Origin of the sequence: Tardiphaga sp. 42S5 (assembly GCF_034044155.1) — a bacterium.
In the GTDB taxonomy this organism is placed as follows: domain Bacteria; phylum Pseudomonadota; class Alphaproteobacteria; order Rhizobiales; family Xanthobacteraceae; genus Tardiphaga; species Tardiphaga robiniae.
Window position 1 is genome coordinate 5,785,550 of sequence record NZ_CP139027.1, and the last position, 22,715, is coordinate 5,808,264.

A 22,715-nucleotide genomic window follows, 5' to 3' on the forward strand; every position below is an offset into this window, starting at 1 on the left:
CCTCAGCCGGCGACCGCGGTTTCATCGCCCAATCCATAGACCTGCTCGGCCTTGGCGAAGCCAGCGATGGGAAATTCACCGAGATCGGCCCAGTCGGCGTCTGTCGCACCAGCAAAAGCGGTCGACGCGACCACTGTACGATGCAGCCTGCCCGCGATCTTCTCCAGACGTGCGGCGAGGTTCACCGCCGGGCCGATACAGGTGAAGTCGAGCCGGTTGCCGCCACCGATATTGCCGTAAAGTACCTTGCCGACATGCAGTGCCAGACCGAAGCGAAAGCGCTCTTCGGCACCTGCCGCATCCGACCAGCGCAGCGCTTCAACGGCAGCGCTGGCTTCACGCGCGGCCTCCAACGCATGGCCGCAAACCGTCGAACGATCCGCATCATCCTCGGCAATGGGAAACACGGCCAGCAGGCCATCGCCCATGAATTTAAGCACTTCGCCGCCATGCTTGAGGATCGCAGGCACCTGACAATCGAAGTAGTGGTTGAGAATCTCGACGACGCTTTCCGGCGGCAATCGGTCCGACAACGCCGTAAAGCCGCGCAGATCCGACAACCAGATCGCTGCGCGCATGGTCTCGGTGTGGCCGCGTCGGATCTGACCACCGAGAATACGTCCGCCAGCGCGATTGCCCACATAGGTATCGAGCAGTGTCACTGTCACTCGTCGTATGCCGATGACCTCGATCAACCGCGCCAATGTCGGCAACACCGCTTTCAAGGCAGCAAGCTGCTCGTCCGTAAAACCGCCAGGCTGCTTCGTGGTCCAGCTTGATGCGTGGAGCATGTTGTCGACGAAGGTGAGCGGGATCGCGATATAGTCGGTGACGCCTTCGGCGCGCATGTCGTCGAAAAAAGGAAAGGGTGTGGTTGATGGCTCATGAAGTCGGCTGCGAACCTCGACACCTTCACGGAAGACCAGCGCAAGCGGACTGCTGAGGAATTCAGGCGCCTCCTGAATGTCGAAATCAACCGAGCTGAGGACGACCCCGGTCTCCGGACGCCAGATGAAATTGCGGCCGAAGATTTCCGGGTGCAGGGTGCGGATGAAGATGCCGACGCGGTATAGCGGCAGCCCCGCAGCGACAAGCCGTTCGCAACATTCCGCCATCATGCGCGATGGCGTCGGCGCGGATCGCGCACCGTCACTGAGCCAGTCGATGATCTCTCTGAGCTTGTCGGGCAACACGGCTGGCACTTTCAAACTCGCGCGAACGCGGGCTTCGGTCAGTCACTTACTCTAGCCGACCTGTCCGCGATGCCGAATGAAATGATCGGCGAGCACACAAGCGGCCATGGCTTCCGCCACCGGCACGGCGCGGATGCCGACGCAGGGATCGTGGCGGCCCTTGGTCAGGATGTCCGTATCGGCGCCATTGCGATCGACGGTCTTGCGCGGCGACAGGATCGACGAAGTCGGCTTCACGGCAAAACGTGCCACGACCGGCTGGCCTGTGGAAATGCCGCCGAGGATGCCGCCGGCATGGTTCGACAGGAAGGACGGGCCGTGATTGGTCATGCGCATCTCGTCGGCATTGTCCTCGCCGGACAATTCCGCAGCACCGAAACCGTCGCCGATCTCGACACCCTTCACCGCATTGATGCTCATCAGCGCCGCTGCCAGATCGCCATCGAGCTTGGCGTAAATGGGCGCGCCCAAACCTGCGGGCACGCCGTCGGCGACCACCTCGATCACCGCGCCGATCGACGAGCCGGATTTCCGGATGCCGTCGAGATAGCTTTCGAAGAAGGCAGCCTTGTCCTTGTCCGGACAGAAGAATGGATTGCGGGCGACCTCGTCCCAATCCCAATTGCCGCGGTCGATCTTGTGCGGTCCCATCTGCACCAGCGCCGCACGCACCGTCATGCCCGGTACGATCTTGCGCGCAATGGCGCCAGCGGCGACGCGCGTTGCGGTCTCGCGGGCCGACGAGCGACCGCCGCCGCGATAATCGCGCAACCCGTATTTGGCCTCATAGGTGAAGTCGGCGTGACCCGGCCGAAACTTGTCTTTGATGTCCGAATAGTCCTTCGAGCGCTGGTCGGTGTTCTCGATCAGCAGCGCGATCGGCGTCCCCGTCGTGACCTGCACGCCGGTTTCCGGATGCGCCATGACCCCGGACAGAATTTTGACCGCGTCAGCTTCCTGCCGCTGCGTGGTAAAGCGCGACTGGCCGGGACGGCGGCGATCGAGATCGGCCTGGATCTCGGCAACATCCAGCGGAATCAGCGGCGGACAGCCATCGACCACGCAGCCGATCGCCACCCCGTGGCTCTCGCCAAAGGTCGTGACGCGGAACATGTGGCCGAAGGTGTTGTGGGACATGGGGCGCTCGCTGCTTGAGCAGATGTCGTAACGCGGGCCGTCCGAGGGGTCAAATCGCCCGGTCAGCCGCAATGCTTAACTAAACTTGTCCATCCCGTCGGCGTTGAACACGTAGACCGCGCCCTGCTGGATCGGCAGCTCACTGACTCCGTCCGGCGTCTCAAAGCCCAGCGCCACCATTAGCGCCCGCGCCGTACCGCCATGGGCAACGGCAACGGTATCGCCCGTCAGGCCGTCAACCCATTCGCGCATCCGGAGTTGCACCTCAGCGTAGCTCTCGCCGCCCGGCGCCGGCAGGCTCCATTTGTCGCGCAAGCGCGCCGCAAAGATCTCGGGATGTGCGGCTTCCTGCTCGGCCAGCGTAAAGCCTTCCCAGTGGCCGAAGCCGATCTCACGCAGACGATCGTCGAGGCCGTAGTCGTCATGCGGCAGATCGAGCCTGCCGCGCACCAGTTCCATGGTGTTGCGCGCGCGGCCGAGCGGACTGGAGACGAATGCGACATCGCCGTTGGTGCGCCCGTCGCGCGCCAGCAGATCTTTAAGGACACCACCGGCATGCGCCGCCTGCTCACGACCGAGATCGTTGAGCGGAATGTCCTTCGAGCCCTGAAAGCGACCGGCGGCATTCCATTCGGTCTGACCGTGGCGAATATAATAGATGGTTGGTTTCGGCATGGACTAAGCGATCAGTCCTTGCCGCCCATCGAGATATCCGGCGCATCCGGCACCTTGGTGCCGAGCACGTGATAGCCAGCATCGACGTGATGCACTTCGCCGGTGACGCCAGAGGACAGGTCAGACAGGAAATACATCGAGCTCTGGCCGACTTCGTCGATCGAGACGTTCTTGCGCAGCGGCGCATTGACCTCGTTGTATTTCAGCAGGTAGCGGGAGTCGGCAATCCCTGCGAAGGCCAGCGTCTTGATCGGGCCGGCGGAGATCGCATTGACGCGGATGCCCTTCTCGCCCAGGTCAGCCGCCAGATAGCGCACGCTGGCTTCGAGCGCGGCCTTGGCGACGCCCATCACATTGTAGTTCGGCATCCACTTCTCGGCGCCGTAATAAGTCAGCGTGATGATCGAACCACCGTCGGTCATTAGTTTCTCGGCGCGCTGCGCAACCGCGGTCAGCGAATAGCAGGAGATGAGCATGCTCTTGCTGAAGTTCTCCGCCGTGGTGTCGACATAGCGGCCCTCGAGCTCGTTCTTGTCGGAAAACGCAATGGCATGGACGACGAAGTCGATCTTGCCCCACTTCGCCTTGAGCTCGTCGAACACCGCATCGATGGTCGCGGCATCCGTGACGTCGCAATGACCAAGCACGAGCGCGCCCAGTTCCGCCGCCAGCGGCTCCACGCGCTTCTTCAGCGCATCGCCCTGATAGGTCAGCGCGATCTCGGCGCCCTGCGCCTGGCACGCCTTGGCAATGCCCCAGGCGATGGAGCGGTTGTTGGCGACGCCGAGAATAACGCCGCGCTTGCCCTTCATCAGGCCTGAAACTTCACTCATATCACATCCTATTTGCTTGGCTGATAACTTGGCAGTCCATGCCGATCTGGCCTTGGGGGTACACCAGCACTTGCGTCCGGTACAGCCCAAAAGCCCGGTTATGTGGCTGTTTACCGTCCGGGCTTAACGCCGGAATAGACGGTCCGCCAAGGTGTTATGATAGATGCGGCGCAATTGCGGACCGCCCAAGATACCGTCAGGATTGCAACGGATGGCACGAGCCCCATGAGCGCCTTTCGCGAGAGCGTTGAGAGCATGATTCCGGCGCTGCGCCGTTATGCGCGGGCGCTGGCGCGTGACACCGACATCGCAGACGACCTGGTTCAGGACACGCTGGTGCGCGCGCTGCGCTCAGAGAAGTTGTTCATCGGCGGCGATCTCAGAAGCTGGCTCTATACGATCCTAACCAATCTGAACCGCAACCGCCGCCGGTCGCTGGCACGCAAACCAGTCTTCACCGAGCTGTTCGACAACAATCCGGATGCCAGCGGGACCGAAGCCGAAGGGCGCGACATCTCGCGCGCCCTTGCCGCCCTCGTCGAAGAGCAGCGCTCGGTGCTGCTGCTCGTGATGCTCGAGGGCCTGAGCTACCGCGAAGTCGCCGACATTCAGGGCGTGCCGATCGGCACCGTGATGTCGCGCCTCGCCCGCGCCCGCGCCCATGTCAAAGCCTATCTCGACGGCGAGCGCCCGGCGCTGCGCGCGGTCAAATGATTTAAAGGGAAGATGATAATGACCGGACCGAACATTCCCGTGACCGAAGACGAATTGCACGCTTTCGTCGATAATGAATTGCCGGCCGAGCGCCGCACCGATGTCGAGGCCTGGCTCGCGGCACATCCTGACGATGCCGAGCGCGTCGCATCATGGCGCGCGATGGCCGAGTTGCTGCATGCCCGCTACGATGCGATTGCCGACGAAGCCGTGCCGCAGCGGCTGGAAATCGAGCGACTGGTTCAGCAGCCGCGGCGCTGGATCTACGGCGCCGTCGCCGCAACGCTCGTCGCCTTCGTTGCAGGTGGCAGCGCGGGCTGGGTCGCACGCGGCGCAGCGACCACGCCGTCGATATTCCGGAGTTTCACGGTGGACGCGCTCGGTGCGCACCGGACCTATGTGGTCGAAGTCCGTCATCCGGTCGAAGTCGCAGCCAATGAACGTGCACACCTGCAGCAGTGGCTGTCGAAGCGCGTCGGCTACGAGATCAAGGCGCCCGAACTCGATGCGGCCGGATTGAAGCTGGTCGGCGGACGCTTGCTGCCCGGCCCCGAAGCGCCTGCGGCCTTCTTCATGTATGAGAGCCCGTCGGGCGAGCGCTACACGCTCTACACTTCGCGTGCGGCGAAAGCCGACGCCACCCAGATGCGCTATGCCGCGCAGGACAAGGACGGCGCCATGTTCTGGGCCGACAAGGGCGTCGGCTATGTCGTGTCAGGCCCCACCGACAAGGACCGGCTCAACCAGGTCGCGCGCCAGATCTATGACCAGACGGAGAAGATCGGGGGATGAGGACAGCGAGCTGATCGCTGCTCGCCTCACCCCAGATCACTCCGCGGATGATACGGATGCCCGTCTCGCCACTTTTCCATCAGGGCTTCCAGCTCGGCATCGTTGCCGTCGGGCAGCATAATCCTGGTGGTGAAGTAGAGATCGCCCGCGGCGCCTCCGGCCAGCGGCAGGCCCTTGCCCTTCAGGCGAAACACCCGTCCGCTCGACGTGTTCTTCGGAATTGAAAGCTCCACGGCACCGGTGAGTGTCGGCGCGCGCACCTTGGCCCCCAGCACGGCTTCGTACAGCGTGATCGGCAGATCGACGCGCAGGTCGTTGCCATCCACCTTGAAGTGAGCGTGGGGAGCGATGGTGACGGTGATCATCAGATCGCCGGGACGATGTCCTGGCGCGCTTTCACCCTGCCCGCGGAGCCGGATCTGCTGGCCCGACGTGACGCCGGCCGGTATCTTGACGTTCAATTCCTTGCCGGATGGCAGACGTACGCGCTTCTCGGCGCCCTTCACAGATTCTTCCAGCGTCACCGTCATGGCGACGTTCAGATCCAGATCGGGCATCCCGCCGGCATAGCCGCCGGTGTCGAACTCAAAGCCCTGCGCACCGGGACGCGCGCCGCGCGGGCTGGCGCCGCCGAACATGCTGTTGAGGATATCCTCGAAACCGCCACCGGCACCGCCGGGAAAGCCCTGCTGCGCACCGGGACCGCCGCGGAAAGCATGCTCGAAGCCGCGCTGCGACGCGCCGGCGCGGCCGCCGCCCGGAAATCCCTGGAAACGTGCTTTACCCTCGGCATCGATCTCGCCGCGGTCGAACTGCTTGCGCTTGTCCTCGTCGCCGATGATCTCGTTGGCCGCATTCAATTCCGAAAACCGGTCGGCGGCTTTCGGATCGTCCTTGTTGCTGTCGGGATGATGCTTCTTGGCGAGCTTGCGATAGGCACTCTTGATCGCCGCAGCGCTGGCGCCCCGCTGCACCCCCAAGACCTCATAGGGGTCGCGCATCCGTCGTCTCTCCTTCAGGTAACTAAAAGGCGGGCAATCGGCCCGCATGTTGGGTTTGCGGGCCAGGGCCCGCCTGCTTCTTCATCTGGTGACTTCGTGTCATTTTTGCAACTCGGCCGCAAGCGGCCCGCCGGTGAAAACTAGCTCCGTTTCCACGGCTTCAGCGTATGCACGTCCCAGCTGCCGCGGTCACCCTTACAGGCCGCACCTTGCATCCAGCTTTCGCTAGTGCCGTTGACATAGCTGGCCAGAAAATCCCTGCAGGTGCGACCTTCCGCGACATAGGCACTGGACAGAGGCGTCACCGATCCGCGCGCGCCGGTCGACGGGTTTTCCCACGGTTGGCTGGAATCCTTGCTGCCCTTGGTGAGGACATCGGAGGCCGCAGTGCGCGTCAGGACAAGATCGGCTTCGGTGGGCTCGTAATTGGTGGCCTGGACGGATGCCGGCGAAATCGAACCGGTGACATCGCCGCCCTCCATCCTGGCCAGCGCGGACTCGTTTCGGCCCATACTGCAACCACCGAGGGTGCTGCCGATAAGAATTGCTGTCAAAGCCGCACCGAGCGGGCAGATGGCCGATAGGCCAATGCGTTGCCGTATCCTATATAGGTCTTGCCTATGCAGGGGCAGCAGCGAGCTCTCTACAACAGGCCAACGCAAGCGGAACTCCGGACATGACCGACACGACCTCCCCCATCAAAGACTCAACTCCGTTAACGTCAGGTGATTTTACGGCCGCTGCGGAACCATTTGCGCTGTTTTCCGAGTGGTTTACCGAGGCGAAGGCGTCCGAGCCCAACGATCCGAACGCGATGGCGCTGGCCACCGTCGACGCCGACGGCCTGCCGGATGTCCGCATGGTGCTGATGAAGGGCTACGACACCGACGGCTTCGTGTTCTACAGCCACATCGCCAGCCAGAAGGGTCAGGAGCTCGCCGCCAATCCCAAGGCAGCGCTACTGTTTCACTGGAAGTCGCTGCGCCGGCAGGTCCGCATTCGCGGTCCCGTCACCCGCGTGACCGATGCCGAGGCCGACGAGTATTTCTCGACCCGCCCGAAACAGGCCCAGATCGGCGCCTGGGCGAGCAAGCAGTCGCAGCCGCTGGAAAGCCGCTTTGCCTTCGAACAGGCCATCGCCAAGGAAGGCGCAAAGCACCTGATCGGCGCCGTTCCGCGTCCGCCAGGCTGGAGCGGATGGCGCATCACGCCACAGCGGTTCGAATTCTGGCACGACCGCCCGTATCGCCTGCACGACCGCATCGAATTCCGCCGCGACACCGCGGCACCAGATACGTCCTGGACCAAGGTGAGACTGTATCCGTGAACGCCGACAACGAGACGAGAACCAGACCCGTGAGCCATCCAGGATCGAACGCGCCCAAGCGCACCATGCTGCTCACCGGCGCAAGCCGCGGCATCGGTCATGCCACCGTGATGCGCTTTTCAAGCGCCGGCTGGCGTGTGCTGACCTGTTCGCGGCATCCGTTTCCGGAAGTCTGCCCATGGGATGCCGGCCCCGAAGATCACATCCAGGTCGACCTCGCCGACCATGACGACACCGTCCGCGCCATCGACGACATCAAGGAACGGCTGAACGGCGGCGCGCTGCATGCGCTGGTGAACAATGCCGCCATCTCGCCGAAGGCCGAAGGTGGCGCGCGCATGGGCTCGATCGATACTGACGTCGCGACCTGGAGCCATGTCTTCAACGTCAACTTCTTCGCACCGATCATGATGGCCCGCGGACTGATCGAGCAGTTGAAGGCTGCGAAGGGCTCAGTGGTGAATGTCACCTCGATCGCCGGCTCGCGCGTGCATCCGTTTGCCGGTGCGGCCTATGCCACATCGAAAGCGGCGCTGGCGTCGCTGACCCGCGAAATGGCGTCGGATTTCGGCCGCCTCGGCATCCGCGTCAACGCCATCGCGCCGGGCGAGATCGACACCTCGATCCTCTCGCCGGGCACGCAGACCATCGTCGATCAGCAGATCCCGCTGCATCGGCTCGGCACGCCCGACGAAGTCGCCAAGATCATCTATGTGCTGTGTACGGAAACGAGTTCATACGTGAACGGCGCCGAGATCCACATCAATGGCGGCCAGCACGTCTGATCAGCGGTAACGGGTGGGGAATAGTCATGCTGAGGACCGCGCCATTCTGGCGCTCCTCGAAAAGCGCGGGATTTTCTAGTCCGCGTAAAATTTCCGCGGCATCGGCGCAGCCGCGCTGATCCCCGCGCTGGAACAATCGTCTTCGGATTCGCCGTCCATCAACCCGGCACCACAATGCCGGCAGGTACGCGCAGACATCGCCTGCGCCCGACCGTTGGCCATGCGCGCCTGTTGATAGGACCTGAGATCGACGACGTTCCGTCCCGATGTTTCTGTTTTGTCAACCATTGCTGTCCTCATCGCTTCTGACAGCGTTATGACAGCAACCATTAGCGCAACCGTTCAGCGGAACGCTCGAATTTTACCGGATAAATTGTGGCGGGAATCGCGCGAAGCCTATGATCATTGGGCTTTTCGAACACGCATCATGAATGCGTTTTGATAGTTGGAAAAAGATTCAGACACCCGCGCCTTTATGATCCCGCGAGCGCATGCTCGGGGTTGTCTAAGCGGTGTCCCCTCCTGAAACATGAGGGGTGGCAGCGCGCCTGACGACGCGAAATGGTGGTAATTTTCGCGATCCGCTCCGCCGGAGCGCCGGCAAGCTGCAACCGCGCAACGCCATCCGGCGCGCCACCGCGGCGATTTCTGTCCCCGGGACCGTTCTTCCGGGCAAAGGCGCAGAGCTCCGCGCTCCGCTGATCCCGACGATTTCCCGCCGTTCACCAATGCCACGTCCAGCCAGCATGAGTGGCAGACCCCCGTAGTGGGGTCGGACGGTGACCCAAGGCCTCCCGAGTGCGCGGGGTACGTCACCCCACACCCGCAGGCGCCGCATCCCTGTCCCACTTCAAGACGCCTCATGAAGCGCCCCTCGCGAACCGGATGAGCGGAGGATAATCCTTATAGGCATATTGTCAAGAGATGCAGGAAAAATGTTTGGGCGCTGCTATCCCTCATTTGTCATTCCGGGGCGCGCCCTTGCGCGAACCCGGAATCCATAACCACGATCGAACTTATGGATTCCGGGCCTGCACCCCACCGGCTTCGCCGGCGTGACGCATCCCGGAATGACAAATGAGAGGTTAGTGCCGCCCTACGTGCCCTACAGCCACTTCTTCCACTTGAAGAACATGTAAGGCAGCACCGCGGCGAACAGCATCATGATCAGCGCCATGGGGTAACCGACATCCCATTGCAGTTCCGGCATCGCCTTGAAATTCATGCCATAGACCGAGGCGATCAATGTCGGCGGCATCAGCACGACGGCCATGACCGAGAACAGCTTGATGATGTTGTTCTGTTCGAGATTGACGACACCGAGCATCGCATCGAGCGTGAAGGTGATCTTGTTCGACAGATAGGAGGCGTGATCGGTCAGGGACACCACGTCGCGCTGCATGGTCTTGAGCTGCGCGCGCATGTCCTTCGACCACTTCACGCCTTCGGCTTCCGCCGTGATGAAGGTGACGACGCGGCCGATCGAGACGAGGCTTTCACGTACTTTCGAGGTCAGGTCGCCCTTGCGACCGATGGTGATCAGAATTTCGGAATAACGCTTGGCATGGCCGGTCCGCAGCGACTCATCCGGCTCGAAGATGTCGTGGCTGACCTGATCGACGTCGGCGCCGACGCGTTCGAGAATGTCGGCGCACCGATCGATCACCGCGTCGAGCAGTTCGAGCAGAATGGTTTCACCATTGGCGCCGGGCGGCGCGTTGCGGCCAAGCTTCAGTTCGACGGACGCGAACGGACGCGGTGTGTCGTAGCGCACCGTCACCAGCCGTTGCCGGGTGAGGATGAAAGTTACCGCCGTGATCCGCGGCGACTCCGTGTCGGAGCCGCACATCAAGCTCGCGGTCATATAGCGGGCGCCGTTCTCGATATAGAGACGGCTGGAGATTTCGATCTCCTGCATGTCTTCGCGGGTCGGAATTTCCACCCCCGCCAGTTTCTCCACCGCCTTGTCTTCGGCTGGCGACGGCTTCACCATGTCGATCCACACCGCATTGTCCGGCAACGCTTCGAGATCGGTTGGCTCGGATTTTCTCAAGGCGTGGTCGGCAGGGGTGAAGACAGCGAGCATGGCAACTCCGGGACATTGAAAAGGCGGGACACTGCAATACGGACGATCCGGACAGAATCGGCAGGGGCCACCGACCATGACCGATGCGGATGCAGCCGTCATGACAGCCTTTGTGCGGCGCGCCAACCCCACCCGAACCCGGGGAATTTTTCCCGCAAGATCGCGCGTTCCATGGTCTCGATCTGACAAAATTGTCACGCGCGCATCACGGCTTCGCGAGGCGTTGCGGTTCTGCAAAGGATTTGGCCGGAGGGTCGAAAATTCTGCGGCAAATATGACACAGGTTGTGCGCTGCATGATGCGCAGCGCATCTAACCGCTGGAATTGCAGCGGATTTCAGCGATAGTAGCTTTAACGGAATCGTGGCGTTCGCAGGCTATTTTGGGTGCGTTTCCTTGCACCAGCCTGTCTGAATTCGGACCTCACGCAATTGGAACAATGACATGTCGCCGCTCAAGATTAAGCTTGGATTGATTGTCGCCGCCGGCCTGATGCTGTCGGGCTGCATGCAGACCGCAACGCAATTCCAGGCCGCCCCGGAAGCCAGCCTCAAGCCGAATGACAAGGCACAGCTCGCCAAGGCACGTTACGCCAAGGTTGCCGTCGCCGAGCCGTTCCGCCGCGCCATCGTCGACTTCCACCGCAAGGAAGCGCCGGGCTCGATCGTGGTCGATTCCGACAACCACTATCTCTATTTCGTCCAGGACGGCGGCAAGGCGATCCGCTATGGCGTGACCGTCGGCGAAGAAGCGCTGGCCTTCTCGGGCGTCGCGCGCGTCGGCAACATGGCCGAATGGCCGAAGTGGACCCCGACCAAGGACATTCACGCCCGCATCGAAGGCCTGCCGGCCCAGGTGCCCGGCGGCGTCGACAATCCGCTCGGTGCCCGCGCCCTCTATCTCTATCAAGGCAACAAGGACACGTTGTTCCGCATCCACGGCACCAACCAGCCGGAATATATCGGCGCATCGATCTCGTCGGGCTGCATCCGCATGACCAACGAAGACGTCATCGACCTCTACAGCCGCGTCAAGCCAGGCGCTGTGGTCGTCGTGCTTGAGCCGAAGGCCGGCGACTCGCCGTATAACTCGAAGCTCGCTCTGCAGGGCGGCGGCGGAACGCCGTACTGAGCTGACAGGGTTTTATCCGATTAGAAAAAGCGCCGGTGATCCGGCGCTTTTTTTGTCGGGTGGATAGATTCTCTGTTGAGTGCAAATGTTTCGCGCTGCGGCTGATGGTCTCCCTCCCCCTTGCGGGGTCTGGCGGACGAAGTCGTCCGCTGTAGTCGGCCGAGCGAAGCGATGCGCAGCATCGACGAAGCGGAGGCCGGGGTGGGGGGTGCTACAAGCGCCGTCACCTGTGGCACCCCCACCCGACCGGCCTACGGCCGGCTACCCTCCCCGCAAGGGGGAGGGAAAAGAACGCACCCGCCCGGACGTGGCCACAAATACGCAATCAGAACGTCACCGCAAAAAGCTGAACGGCGATGGCGGCACTGCGCGGCGTTTCTTCGGCTTGGGCTTTGGTTTCGGCTTGGGCTGTTCCGGCGCAGGCTCCGCTTCAGCAGCTTCCGCTTCGGGCTCAGCGGCTGGCTGAGCCGCAACAGGCTCTGCGGGCTTCGCCGCCACCGGCGTCTTCTCCCCCGGTTTGCCCTCGGCCACTTCGCGCGGCGGTGCTTCGTCCGGGCGCACGGCCGGCATCAGCGGCGCAATGCGCGGCCACTCATCCCAGACATCCCACTGGCAGATGCGGTAATTGCCGCGGCGCTCGGCGATATCGAGATGGATATGATCCTCGTGATAGCCGTCGGAGCCCGGCCCCAGCACGGTGGTGAACCGCGTACAGACCGAATGCAGCACGGCCTCGCGCTGCTCGCGCGGCGTGTTGCGCTCGGTCAGTGCGATCGAGCGGCCATTGGCGAGTTTCAGCCCGCGCACATCCAGCGCATTGGCGCGGCCATGCTCTGACAGTTTCGCCCCGACGACACGGTTGCGACCACGGCAATCGAAGGAGTCGAAATTATCGAGCTCAAGAAGCTTGGTGCCGAGGTTGGTCGCGAGCGGTGCCATGTCGGCGCGTATCCATTCGGCCACCGCCGTTGCCATGGCGCAGCGCATCGTTCCGGCCGGCTTCAGCGGCACGCGCGTCTTGTCCGGCAGCACAACCGCTTCCAGCCGCACCATGTCGGGTCCGCCGCAGGCGCCCGGCCCGTTGATGTCGGGAATACTCGGCGCAACAGCGATGGCATCCGTGAGCGCCAAGCGGCAGGCTGAAGGCGGCGGCGGCTCCGGCGGACGCGCTTCCGCAGCAGGCTTCTCAGGCTCAGCGGGTTGCTCCGATCTCGCAGGCTCCTCACCGGGCTTTTGCGCCGGCTCGATCGCCGGCGCTTCTGCCGGGCGGGGCTTTGGCAGCGGCACACGCGATGTCGTCAGATAGGCCTGCGCCGGCACGGCAATCAGCAGCAGTGCCAGAACCGCTCCAATTGTCCTTTGGTCGCAGCCGGATAGGCCAAAAGTCCATTTCCGGGCGGCTTTCCCCGCGCTAAACTTCATGCCAAGACCTAAAGCAAGAACACGGTCGAAGTTCCCCGGCAACGATCGGGGAGCCGGCACGCCAATCACAAGACGGAGGAACGATCAAATGCGTGGCTTGATGCAAGACTGGCCTTTGCTGTGTCATCGGATCATCGATCATGCGGCCCAGGTCCACGGCGAGCGCGAGGTCGTGACCAGATCAGTCGAAGGTCCCATCCACCGTACCAATTACGCCGAAATTCGTACCCGTGCCCTGAAGGTCGCACAGCGTCTCGACCGCGAGGGCATCAAGATGGGCGACCGCGTCGCCACCATCGCGTGGAACACGTGGCGGCACCTGGAAACGTGGTACGGCATCATGGGCATCGGCGCCATCTGCCACACCGTCAATCCACGTCTATTCCCCGATCAAATCGCGTGGATCATCAACCATGCGCAAGATCGCATCGTGATGACCGACCTGACCTTCATCCCGATCCTCGAGAAACTCGCCGACCAGTTGCCGAGCGTCGAGCGCTACATCGTCTACACCGACAAGGCGCACATGCCGCAGACCACGCTGAAAAACGCGGTCGCCTATGAGGACTGGATCGCGGAAGTCGACGGCAACTTCAAATGGAAGGAGTTTGACGAAAACACCGCAGCGGCGATGTGCTACACATCGGGAACAACAGGCGATCCGAAGGGCGTGCTGTATTCTCACCGCTCCAACGTGATGCATGCGCTGATGGCCAATACCGGTGACTCGCTCGGTGCCAATGCCGCAGACACCATGCTGCCGGTGGTCCCGCTGTTCCATGCCAATAGCTGGGGCATCGCGTTTTCCGCGCCTTCGATGGGCACCAAGCTCGTACTGCCTGGCGCCAAGATGGACGGCGCCTCGATCTACGAATTGCTCTCGACCGAAAAGGTCACCCATACCGCCGGCGTGCCAACGGTATGGCTGATGCTGCTCAACTACATGTCGCAGAACAATCTGAAACTGCCCGACCTGCGCATGGTGGTATGCGGCGGATCGGCGATGCCGCGCTCGATGATCAAGGCGTTCGTCGATATGGGCATCGGTGCACGTCATGCCTGGGGCATGACCGAAATGAGCCCGATCGGCACGCTGGCCGCGTTGAAGCCGCCGTTCGACCAGCTCGAAGGCGACGAGCGGCTGGATATCCTGCAGACCCAGGGCTATCCGCCGTTCGGCGTCCAGATGAAGATCACCAACGACGCCGGCAAGAACCTGCCCTGGGACGGCAAGACCTTCGGCCGTCTCAAGGTGCGCGGCCCGTCAGTGTCGCGCGCTTATTTCCGCGTCGAGGACGAGATCCTCGACGATGAAGGCTATTTCGACACCGGCGACGTCGCGACCATCGACGCCCATGGCTATATGCGGATCACCGACCGCTCCAAGGACGTCATCAAGTCCGGCGGCGAATGGATCTCGTCGATCGATCTGGAAAACCTTGCCGTCGGTCATCCGCAGGTGGCGGAAGCCGCCGTCATCGGCGTCTATCATCCGAAGTGGGACGAACGCCCGCTGCTGATCGTCCAACTCAAGCAGGACCAGACCGCCACGCGCGAGGACATCCTGAAATACATGGATGGCAAGATCGCCAAGTGGTGGATGCCGGATGACGTGGTGTTCGTCGATGCTATCCCGCACACGGCCACTGGCAAGATCCTGAAGACCGCGCTGCGCGATCAGTTCAAGACGTATAGCCTGCCGACGGCGGCGGCGTAGTCAAAGAAAAAACCTCTCCTCGCATTGCGAGGAGAGGTTTGAACTTGTGGGGCTCCGAAAGCCTCAGCCGTTCAGTGCGGCCTTGACCAGACCGCTGGCCTTGCCGAAGTCCATCTGGCCGGCATATTTCGCTTTCAGCGCGGCGATCACCTTGCCCATGTCTTTCATGCCGGCAGCACCCGTCGCTGCAATCTCGGCTGCGATGGCGGACCTGGTCTCGTCCTCCGACATCTGCTGCGGCAGATAGGCGGAGATGATCGCGATCTCCTCGCGCTCCTGGGTCGCGAGTTCCGCGCGACCGCCCTTGTCGTAGAGTTCGACCGACTCCTGGCGCTGCTTGATCATCTTCTGCAGCAGGCTCAGCAGATCGCTGTCCGACAGCGGCGGCTTGCTCTGGCCCCGCGCCTCGATATCGGCATTCTTGATGGTCGAATTGACCATGCGAAGCGTCGAAAGCTTGCGCTCGTCCTTGGCCCGCATGGCGTCCTTGACGGCGTTGTTGATGTCATCGCGCAGCATCTGCGTCTCCTCTTGCGGCCGCCTATCGCAGCGCCGGAACTTGGTTGGCCCCGATCTAAGCGTTTTAAGGGGTATGCACAACTGCACCCGCAGATTCTCGGGGGTGCCGCCCGGCGCTATTGCCCGAACTACTGCCGGTGGCTGGAGCTGAAATCCTCGACGCCTTCGGACAGCGGCCCGGGCGCGGTGGCTCCGGCGGCGCGCGGCAGAACCATCAGCGCCGACACGGTGGCCGGGATACCCGCCTGGCCCCAGAGCCGGGGCTGAACCTCGAAATCGAACCTGACGTGCTGCGGCTCGAGCGCCGCGACGCGGCTCATCCACGCCACGCAGTCGATGTCCGTCGCGAAACACATTGCGGCCCAGCCTTTCTGCAACGTCCTCGGGCGCGGCACGCCCCACGTATACTGGAACTGGAACGGTCGGCTGTAGACGGGATGGTCCGGGCTATAAAAGGCTGTCGCGAATGCCAGCCCGTCGTCGCCGCTTATCCGTGGCATCGGCCTGCCCGTCATCTGGTGCCAACGGTCGGTCAGCTCTTGAGCGGCCAACCGATAGTAAGTCCGCTCATTGGGATTGATGCTGTTGCGATAGATCGCATGGATGGGCGCCACCACGACGGTTGCGATGATGGCAATGCCGGCGACGAACACGATCATATTGACCACATACAGGCGCTCGAGCGTGAACCGGGCGCCGCAGACAATCAAAACGGCAGGCAGGAAGAGCCCCTGAAGCGCCCATAGCGAAGGCATGTCGGTGCCAAGCGTGACGGTAGTCACGACCGGCAGCAGCACGGTGCCGACGAACACCAGGAACAGCAGCAGCAAACCGGGACCCATCGCGCGGAAATCGGCCGAAAAGTACTTCAGGCGCAGCTCGGCCGACGAGACCCAGACAATCGCCGGCAGCGCCATCGTCGCCGCGAGGCCGAGCAAGAACATGCCCGCCTCCTGCAGCGACTGAACAAAGTCGCTTCCGCCGTGAGCCTCCATGGCATAGGTGAATGGCGCGGCGCCCGTGACGGCAAGCCAATGAAGGTGTGGTCCGAGGGCAATGAGCCCGGCCAGTGTCGAAACCCACGGTGCCCAGGACTTGAAATAGACCGCCCGCTGCGGATGCAGGACCGCGGCCAGGGCAAAACTCCCGATCAGAAAGATCGAGTAATATTTTCCGAGCATCGCCAGCGCAGACAGGACGCCGGCGGCAGCAGCCCAACCGATGGCCCGCGTCTCATAGGAGCGCAAGAAGCAATAAGTCGCCAGCGGCCAGATCGGAAGAAGCACGGTATTCGCGTTGAAGCGCTGGGCATGGAATTGATAGGCCGGCAGCAGCATCAGCAGCAGCAGCACGACGGCGCGCGAGTCACCACGCACAAAGCGGCGCGCAATCAGATCGACGGCCCACAGCGCCACCGCGGCATTGGTCATCGACAGCAGCTGGAACGACCAGTCGGTGGGCGGGAAGACCAACGTCCACAGCCGAGCGACCCAGCCCATCAAGGGCGGATGTTTGGGATACCCCCAGGCGAATTCGCGGCCGAGCGTCCAGGTTTCCAGTGCATCGGCATGGAGATCGCCGCTCTGATAGGCGATGACGAGAAACAGCAACCAGACGGCAGCGAAACCGACAATCAGCGCAGGAATCGCCCAGCCCTTCTCGATCCCATCGAGCCAGGTCAGAAGCGGCCTGCGCCATCGCGCTGGCGCAATGGCCGAGCGCGCGGCCATCGCGGCGAAGTAATCCAATCTCACTGAAATATCCGGAAATGCGGCGAAGTTGTAGCTTGCTAGCGGCGAAAGTGAGCTCCGGCAAGCGCCCGGTTTTATAATTGGTTGATTCTACGTCTCATTCTGCAGGTTTCGCCGCTGTCGACGTACCGGTTTCATGCGACAACAGCATAACACAATTTTGCCCGATTGAGACATTTTTCCTTCGCCAGAGCCATCCGGTGCCCTGCTGGGCATTCCCGATCCGGGCGCCGGTCCTGCTGACCGTCGCAGACGTGTGAATCCGGCCGTTCCGGCTTTGACGGCGGCGGATGCGCGGACTATGTAGTCCCCTCATGACCCCCTCAGAAACATCTTCAGCCTGGCCGGACCACAAACCGACCGCGCTCCTCGTGCTCGCCGATGGCACCGTGCTGGAGGGCTTCGGCCTCGGCGCGGAAGGCCAGGCCGTGGGCGAAGTCTGCTTCAACACGGCGATGACCGGTTATGAGGAAATCCTCACCGATCCATCCTATGCCGGGCAGCTGATCACCTTCACCTTCCCGCATATCGGCAATGTCGGCACCAACGACGAGGATATCGAGACGGTGAACATGGCGGCGACGCCAGGCGCCCGCGGCGTGATCCTGCGCTCGGCGATCACCGACCCGTCGAATTACCGCTCTTCCCGGCATCTCGATGCCTGGCTGAAGGCGCGCGGCATCATCGGCATTTCCGGCATCGACACCCGCGCCTTGACCGCGCTGATCCGCAACAAGGGCATGCCCAATGCGGTGCTTGTGCACGCGAAGGACGGCCAATTCGACCTGCATGGCCTGAAGGAAGAAGCACGCGAATGGCCCGGCCTCGAAGGCATGGACCTGGTGCCGATGGTGACATCTGCCCAGCGCTTCACTTGGGACGAGACTCCCTGGGAATGGGAAAAGGGCTTCGGCCGCCAGACCAATCCTGAATTCAACGTCGTCGCCATCGATTACGGCATCAAGCGCAACATCCTGCGCCTGCTCGCCGGCGAAGGCTGCAAGGTTACGGTCGTTCCGGCCACGACCTCGGCAGAAGAGATCATGGCGCTGAAGCCGGACGGCGTGTTCCTGTCGAATGGCCCCGGCGATCCGGCCGAGACCGGCAAATATGCTGTGCCTGTCATCAAGCAGGTGATCGATTCCGGCGTTCCCACATTTGGCATCTGCCTCGGTCACCAGATGCTCGGCCTTGCGGTGGGCGCCAAGACCAAGAAGATGCATCAGGGCCATCACGGCGCCAATCATCCGGTCAAGGACGAGACCACCGGCAAGGTGGAGATCACCTCGATGAACCACGGCTTCGCGGTGGATGAGGCGACGCTGCCGAAGGGCGCAACGCAGACCCACATCTCGCTGTTCGACGGATCCAATTGCGGCATCCAGCTCGACGGAAAACCGGTATTCTCGGTGCAGTATCACCCGGAAGCCTCACCCGGCCCGCGGGATTCGCATTACCTGTTCAAGCGGTTTGCGGATCTGATGCGCGCGAAGAAGGCGTCGTAGCCTTCGTTTCACTTTGCGGAATTAAGACGTCATGGCCGGGATCACCCCGGCCATTTTCGTTCTGGACGCAGAGAAGATAACACACGGCGCCACCTTTTGTATGATGATCATCATCAAAATTGCCGGGAATGATCCATGACCGACGCACCCACACCCCGTTACGACGTCGTGCCCACCAGCCTGATGGCCTCGATGCCCGGGCTCGATTTCGTACGCAAGATCTTCTCCGGCGAGTTGCCGCAACCGCCGATCATGGAGAATGTCGAGCCGTTCGACTCGACCGCAGACCCCGGTGTTGTGGTGTTTCACAGCGTCCCCGGTTTCCGCCACTACAATCCGATCGGCTCGGTACATGGCGGCTACGCGGCGATCCTGCTGGATTCGGCGATGGGCCTCGCCGTGCACACCATGTATTCGAGATACCGAAGGAAACGACCTGACTTGGAGCCCGCGGGCACGCGCACAGACATTCGATACGTCACGGCCTGACGGCGGGAGTTTCGCTCGCCATGCCCCGCGCGCGCGACATCAGATAGAGCTCAAGCTCGACCATCTCAGGCGCATCGGCGCTATAAGGCTGAGCGCGCACGCCGATCATGCAGTTGCGCAGCCGTCGCTTCAGAGAGCCAAGCCCCTGCCATTCCAGCCGATAGACGGGATAGCCCGTCGGATGCGCCTGCGTGATCGCGGAGCCGGCGAGACGTTTGTCCCAGTTGTCATCATGGCAGTTCGTGCATGCGAGATTCAACTGACCCTGACGCCGCATGAAGGCATCGCGGCCTTTGTCGATGAACGCCTGCAGGCGTGAATCGGCGCCCGTCTCGATCGGCATCCCCCGGGATTGCCGGCCGATCAATGCGGTCAGCGCCAGCAGATCGCGGCTTTCATCGGCGAGCGGCGGCAACTGCTGATGATCGACACGGCAGAGATTGACGCGCTGTTCGAGATCGACCGGGCGATTGAGCTTGTCGTCGAATGCCGGGTACCGCACGGCGACGCCGCGCATGCTGCTGGCATCACCGTGGCAATCCGCGCAAGCACGGCCGGCAACGGGCTTTCGGGTCCATAGCGCCTCGCCATCCAGCACCCCCAGCATGCCGGGATTGGCCGTGGCGTCGTTCTGCATGGCCTGGGTTTCGACGGACATGAAACTGGCACCGGAGCGTCGCTCGCCCGGCGCGATCTCCGCCGCCTCGATGAGCGACGTGAAGGCGACGGCTGCCAGCAACGACAGGCTGATATTGCGCAGTCGATTCATGTGACCGTGATGCTGGCCGACGCGGTTTCTTGGAAGCCGTTATCGCCGATCCACTGGAATTCGAATTTTCCGCTCTCGGTGGCGACCGTAAAGAAGGAGATGAAGGGATTGGCGGAGAACGCGGGAAACAGATCGGCCCGGAACACTTCATCGCCATTATAACGGCAGGTGAAATTGGTGATGATGTTGCGCGGGATGGCTTCGCCGGTCACGGTATGGCGAAAGCCCGTCTCCATGATGTGGGACATCAGCGTCTTGATCTCGATGATATCGCCACGCCTGGCCGTAGACGGAACGTTGATCAGCGCGGATGCCATCAGGTTGCCTCCTCGGTACATGCGGCGAGCGTGACGACGACATCGGCGGTCGCCGACCAGAATGAGCCATCGGAGAGTTTCGCGATGGCCGTCAGTGTCTGCGTATCGGCGAGCCGGATGCGCGTCGATATCTGCGCTCGGCCTGCGCGCCGGGAGATATAGAAGTTGCCGACATTGGGCTGCGGATTCTTCTCGTTGAAAATGTAGATACTGACCACGTGATCCGCATCACTCATCGGGCTCGTCACCGTGACGGTGAGTGGCACCGTGTTGCCATTCTCGACCAGCGGCGGGACGTCGAGCTTCACTTTGCCGGGGCGCACAGCGGCGCCGTTGACGACATCGCGGATGGCTACCTTCATGGTCTCCGGCGTCGCATGGGCCGGGCGGATATGCACGAGTGACACCGCGCCGAGCGCAGTGCCACCGGCCGTCGCCAGAAACTGGCGGCGTGTCGATCGATCAAGCTCAGCCATGGATTGCTTTCGTCATGATGGGTTCTGCAGCGTTGTCAGGTAAGCGACGACGTCCTCGATTTGTTGCGCCGACAGGATCGGCTTGCCAAGCCATGCATCCCCGACACGCTGTAACCCATCTGCACGATAATAGGACGGCATGATGGTCGCGGCATTGAGGCGGGAGGCATCCACCAGCCGCAGCCGCAACTGGCCTTCCGACCAGCGGCTGCCGGCGCCGGCAAGGCTTGGCGCAAGATCGCCCTGGAATCTCTGTTCGGTAAATGGCCCGCTGTGGCAGAGCAGACACGTATATGTGCGGTTGACGACGATCGCCCTGCCCGCCGACGCGTCGCCAACCGCGCCCGCCAGGGGCAGCGGAATCGCATCGCCAACCACCGCATAAGGGACAAGTTCACTCGCACGGACCGGAGCAGTCAGCAGCAGCGTCGCCACGCCCGCCGATAACAGCATCGATGCGCGGCGACGACTAACCAAAGACCTCTGCTCCGATCGTCTCGAACCAGGACCGTGCATAGATCGCTTCGCGGGCCCGAACATCACGCGGCGCATCCAGCGGACTCGTACCGCCGGCGCCTTCGATATCCGCAAACAGGCCATTGCGGGGCTGGTAGACACCCGCGATGGAAATGCCGTAGTCGGGCGCGACCAGACTGTAACAGGTATTGATCAGCTTCGGAGACGTCGGCGTCGCCCCCGCAAGCAAGGCCACGATCGCGCCGGCACAGGTCTTCGCCTGCGCATTCGCCGAGAATGCGGATTTGGGCATGGCGCCGGCAATGCAGGCATCGCCGATCACATGGATGTTCGGCACCTGGGTTGATTCAAGGCTGACGGGATTGATCGGGCACCAGCCGGATTTATCGGTGACGCCGGCAATCTCCGCGATGCGTCCGGCGCGCTGCGGTGGAATGACATTGGCCACCTGAACGTGATGCGTCGCGAAATCGGTCACCAGCGTATTGGTCGCCGGATCGACCGACGTGACCTTGCCGCCCTGCGATAGCGCGACCCATTCGATCAGTCCCGGATACAGCTCCTGCCACGCGGCCTGAAACAGCCGCTGCTTCGAGAAAGCGTCTTTCGAGTCGAGAATGATGAGCTTCGACCGCGGCTTTCGGGTCTTGAGGTAGTGCGCGATCAGGCTCGCGCGCTCATAGGGGCCCGGAGGACACCTGAAGGGGTTGGCGGGAACGACGATGGCAACCACGCCGCCATCGTCCATCGCTTCCAACTGGCGTCGCAGCAGCAGCGTCTGCTCACCGGCCTTCCAGGCATGCGGCATGCGCGACGCTGCAGCCTCGTCATAGCCGGCAAGCGCGTCGAAGCGCAGATCGATTCCGGGCGACAGAACCAACCGGTCGTAGCGCAGCGTCGATCCATCGGCGAGACCGATCGTGCGCGCCTGCGGGTCGATCGTCTGCGCCATTTGCGCAACGAGCTTGATGCCACCGGCCGCGATTTTCTCGTAGGTGAATTGCTGGGCCTCGATGGCGCGATCGCCGGCGATGACCTCATTGCTGAACGGGCACGCGACATATTGGCGATCGGCCGTCACCAGCGTGACATCCAGCGACGGATCGAGCTGCCGAAGCGCGCGGGCGCAACTGGCGCCGCCGAAGCCGCCGCCGATTACAACGACCCGCGCAGGCGATTGCGCGAGGCTTGGCGATGCCAGCGCAAGGGATGCCGTCGCGGCAGCGGCAGCGCGAAGAAATTCCCGTCGTGAGGTATGATTTTTGTGGGTCATGCTATTTCTGCGTTGCCAGCCAGGCCGCAATCGACCCGATTTCGTCTTCGGAGAAGCCCTTGGCGATCCGCGTCATCACTGTGGCCGGCATCGACCCATTGCGAAAGGCCAGCAATGTAGAGCGCGTCGCATCGGCATCGCGCCCATAGATGTTCGGGATGGCCTGCGATGTCGCCGCATGGCAGCCGGAGCACGACGCGGCGCCAGGCGGCGGCGCCGATGCCGCCCGGACCGGCGCCGCCGAGGCGACGATCAGCCCGATCGCAAGTGAGGTACGCAACGTCTTCATGAGCGAAATCCAGTGATGGGCAGCAAGCATGGCGACGC

The 22,715-nt window shown here is 62.6% G+C and carries 23 protein-coding genes and 1 pseudogene; 8 read left to right on the forward strand and 16 right to left on the reverse strand.

The window, feature by feature from the left end:
* Positions 1–2: 2 nt before the first annotated feature.
* The 4 genes from SFY93_RS26970 to fabI all read right to left on the reverse strand — a co-directional run bounded on the left by SFY93_RS26970 (position 3) and on the right by fabI (position 3,838).
* Positions 3–1,193, reverse strand: coding sequence for an adenylate/guanylate cyclase domain-containing protein (locus SFY93_RS26970; RefSeq protein WP_320447862.1), 1,191 nt, complete (start codon positions 1,191–1,193; stop codon positions 3–5).
* A 51-nt stretch (positions 1,194–1,244) separates the two neighbouring features.
* Positions 1,245–2,330 carry a chorismate synthase gene (gene aroC / locus SFY93_RS26975; RefSeq protein ID WP_089265485.1) on the reverse strand — a complete coding sequence of 362 codons (1,086 nt, stop codon included), beginning with the start codon at positions 2,328–2,330 and terminating at the stop codon, positions 1,245–1,247.
* 75 nt (positions 2,331–2,405) lie between these two features.
* Positions 2,406–3,005, reverse strand: a complete 600-nt coding sequence (locus SFY93_RS26980; protein WP_320445257.1) for a histidine phosphatase family protein — start codon at positions 3,003–3,005, stop codon at positions 2,406–2,408.
* Between the two features lie 11 nt (positions 3,006–3,016).
* Positions 3,017–3,838, reverse strand: a complete 822-nt coding sequence (fabI, locus tag SFY93_RS26985; RefSeq protein ID WP_093756866.1) for an enoyl-ACP reductase FabI — start codon at positions 3,836–3,838, stop codon at positions 3,017–3,019.
* Between the two features lie 225 nt (positions 3,839–4,063).
* On the opposite strand from fabI, the gene SFY93_RS26990 reads away from it, so the two are divergent.
* Together SFY93_RS26990 and SFY93_RS26995 are read left to right on the forward strand one after the other, a co-directional pair.
* Complete coding sequence (locus SFY93_RS26990; RefSeq protein ID WP_089265487.1) at positions 4,064–4,552, forward strand: RNA polymerase sigma factor; 489 nt, start codon at positions 4,064–4,066, stop codon at positions 4,550–4,552.
* An 18-nt stretch (positions 4,553–4,570) separates the two neighbouring features.
* Positions 4,571–5,344: an anti-sigma factor family protein gene (locus tag SFY93_RS26995; protein ID WP_320445258.1), complete on the forward strand. Its 774-nt coding sequence runs from the start codon at positions 4,571–4,573 to the stop codon at positions 5,342–5,344.
* A gap of 26 nt (positions 5,345–5,370) precedes the next feature.
* Here the strand turns inward: SFY93_RS26995 and SFY93_RS27000 are convergent, their stop codons facing one another.
* Together SFY93_RS27000 and SFY93_RS27005 are read right to left on the reverse strand one after the other, a co-directional pair.
* The gene (locus SFY93_RS27000) at positions 5,371–6,345 is read right to left on the reverse strand and encodes a DnaJ C-terminal domain-containing protein (protein ID WP_093756869.1); all 975 of its coding nucleotides are present in this window, start codon (positions 6,343–6,345) and stop codon (positions 5,371–5,373) included.
* A 140-nt stretch (positions 6,346–6,485) separates the two neighbouring features.
* Positions 6,486–6,899: an RT0821/Lpp0805 family surface protein gene (locus SFY93_RS27005; RefSeq protein WP_089265490.1), complete on the reverse strand. Its 414-nt coding sequence runs from the start codon at positions 6,897–6,899 to the stop codon at positions 6,486–6,488.
* A 122-nt stretch (positions 6,900–7,021) separates the two neighbouring features.
* Here SFY93_RS27005 and pdxH point away from each other — a divergent pair, with 122 nt between their 5' ends.
* On the forward strand, positions 7,022–7,672 hold the full coding sequence (pdxH, locus tag SFY93_RS27010) for a pyridoxamine 5'-phosphate oxidase (protein WP_175368250.1): 651 nt from the start codon (positions 7,022–7,024) through the stop codon (positions 7,670–7,672).
* A 65-nt stretch (positions 7,673–7,737) separates the two neighbouring features.
* Positions 7,738–8,457 carry an SDR family NAD(P)-dependent oxidoreductase gene (locus SFY93_RS27015; RefSeq protein ID WP_089265492.1) on the forward strand — a complete coding sequence of 240 codons (720 nt, stop codon included), beginning with the start codon at positions 7,738–7,740 and terminating at the stop codon, positions 8,455–8,457.
* 1,105 nt (positions 8,458–9,562) lie between these two features.
* On the opposite strand, the gene SFY93_RS27020 is transcribed toward SFY93_RS27015, so the two are convergent.
* Positions 9,563–10,543 carry a magnesium transporter CorA family protein gene (locus SFY93_RS27020; RefSeq protein WP_089265493.1) on the reverse strand — a complete coding sequence of 327 codons (981 nt, stop codon included), beginning with the start codon at positions 10,541–10,543 and terminating at the stop codon, positions 9,563–9,565.
* 443 nt (positions 10,544–10,986) lie between these two features.
* Between SFY93_RS27020 and SFY93_RS27025 the strand changes: the two genes are divergently transcribed.
* A complete protein-coding gene (locus SFY93_RS27025; protein ID WP_068734945.1) occupies positions 10,987–11,673 on the forward strand; it encodes a L,D-transpeptidase in 687 nt (228 codons plus the stop codon).
* A 333-nt stretch (positions 11,674–12,006) separates the two neighbouring features.
* Here SFY93_RS27025 and SFY93_RS27030 read toward each other — a convergent pair whose 3' ends face one another.
* Positions 12,007–13,095, reverse strand: coding sequence for an extensin-like domain-containing protein (locus SFY93_RS27030; RefSeq protein ID WP_320445259.1), 1,089 nt, complete (start codon positions 13,093–13,095; stop codon positions 12,007–12,009).
* 88 nt (positions 13,096–13,183) lie between these two features.
* On the opposite strand from SFY93_RS27030, the gene SFY93_RS27035 reads away from it, so the two are divergent.
* Positions 13,184–14,812, forward strand: a complete 1,629-nt coding sequence (locus SFY93_RS27035) for a fatty-acid--CoA ligase (protein ID WP_320445260.1) — start codon at positions 13,184–13,186, stop codon at positions 14,810–14,812.
* Positions 14,813–14,875: 63 nt separating this feature from the next.
* On the opposite strand, the gene SFY93_RS27040 is transcribed toward SFY93_RS27035, so the two are convergent.
* Positions 14,876–15,331 (reverse strand): GatB/YqeY domain-containing protein, encoded by a 456-nt coding sequence (locus tag SFY93_RS27040; protein ID WP_320445261.1) that lies wholly within the window; start codon positions 15,329–15,331, stop codon positions 14,876–14,878.
* A gap of 128 nt (positions 15,332–15,459) precedes the next feature.
* Entirely contained in the window at positions 15,460–17,085 is a 1,626-nt protein-coding gene (locus SFY93_RS27045) for a glycosyltransferase family 39 protein (protein WP_320445262.1), read from the reverse strand.
* 311 nt (positions 17,086–17,396) lie between these two features.
* Between SFY93_RS27045 and carA the strand changes: the two genes are divergently transcribed.
* Both carA and SFY93_RS27055 read left to right on the forward strand, forming a co-directional pair.
* Positions 17,397–18,587 (forward strand): glutamine-hydrolyzing carbamoyl-phosphate synthase small subunit, encoded by a 1,191-nt coding sequence (gene carA, locus SFY93_RS27050; protein WP_175366242.1) that lies wholly within the window; start codon positions 17,397–17,399, stop codon positions 18,585–18,587.
* Between the two features lie 135 nt (positions 18,588–18,722).
* Positions 18,723–18,995 (forward strand): annotated as a pseudogene (locus tag SFY93_RS27055) (PaaI family thioesterase); the annotation flags it as partial.
* Positions 18,996–19,065: 70 nt separating this feature from the next.
* On the opposite strand, the gene soxA reads toward SFY93_RS27055, so the two are convergent.
* The 6 genes from soxA to SFY93_RS27085 are packed head-to-tail and all read right to left on the reverse strand — an operon-like array spanning position 19,066 to position 22,677.
* Positions 19,066–19,845, reverse strand: coding sequence for a sulfur oxidation c-type cytochrome SoxA (gene soxA / locus SFY93_RS27060; RefSeq protein ID WP_320445263.1), 780 nt, complete (start codon positions 19,843–19,845; stop codon positions 19,066–19,068).
* On the reverse strand, positions 19,842–20,162 hold the full coding sequence (soxZ, locus tag SFY93_RS27065; protein WP_320445264.1) for a thiosulfate oxidation carrier complex protein SoxZ: 321 nt from the start codon (positions 20,160–20,162) through the stop codon (positions 19,842–19,844). The genes soxA and soxZ overlap by 4 nt, the downstream gene beginning before the upstream one ends.
* Positions 20,162–20,638 (reverse strand): SoxY-related AACIE arm protein, encoded by a 477-nt coding sequence (locus SFY93_RS27070; RefSeq protein WP_320445265.1) that lies wholly within the window; start codon positions 20,636–20,638, stop codon positions 20,162–20,164. The genes soxZ and SFY93_RS27070 overlap by 1 nt, the downstream gene beginning before the upstream one ends.
* A 12-nt stretch (positions 20,639–20,650) precedes the next feature.
* Positions 20,651–21,091 carry a sulfur oxidation c-type cytochrome SoxX gene (gene soxX, locus SFY93_RS27075; RefSeq protein ID WP_320447863.1) on the reverse strand — a complete coding sequence of 147 codons (441 nt, stop codon included), beginning with the start codon at positions 21,089–21,091 and terminating at the stop codon, positions 20,651–20,653.
* 16 nt (positions 21,092–21,107) lie between these two features.
* Positions 21,108–22,388: an FCSD flavin-binding domain-containing protein gene (locus SFY93_RS27080; RefSeq protein ID WP_320445266.1), complete on the reverse strand. Its 1,281-nt coding sequence runs from the start codon at positions 22,386–22,388 to the stop codon at positions 21,108–21,110.
* Position 22,389: 1 nt separating this feature from the next.
* A complete protein-coding gene (locus tag SFY93_RS27085; RefSeq protein ID WP_089265733.1) occupies positions 22,390–22,677 on the reverse strand; it encodes a c-type cytochrome in 288 nt (95 codons plus the stop codon).
* Positions 22,678–22,715 lie beyond the last annotated feature (38 nt).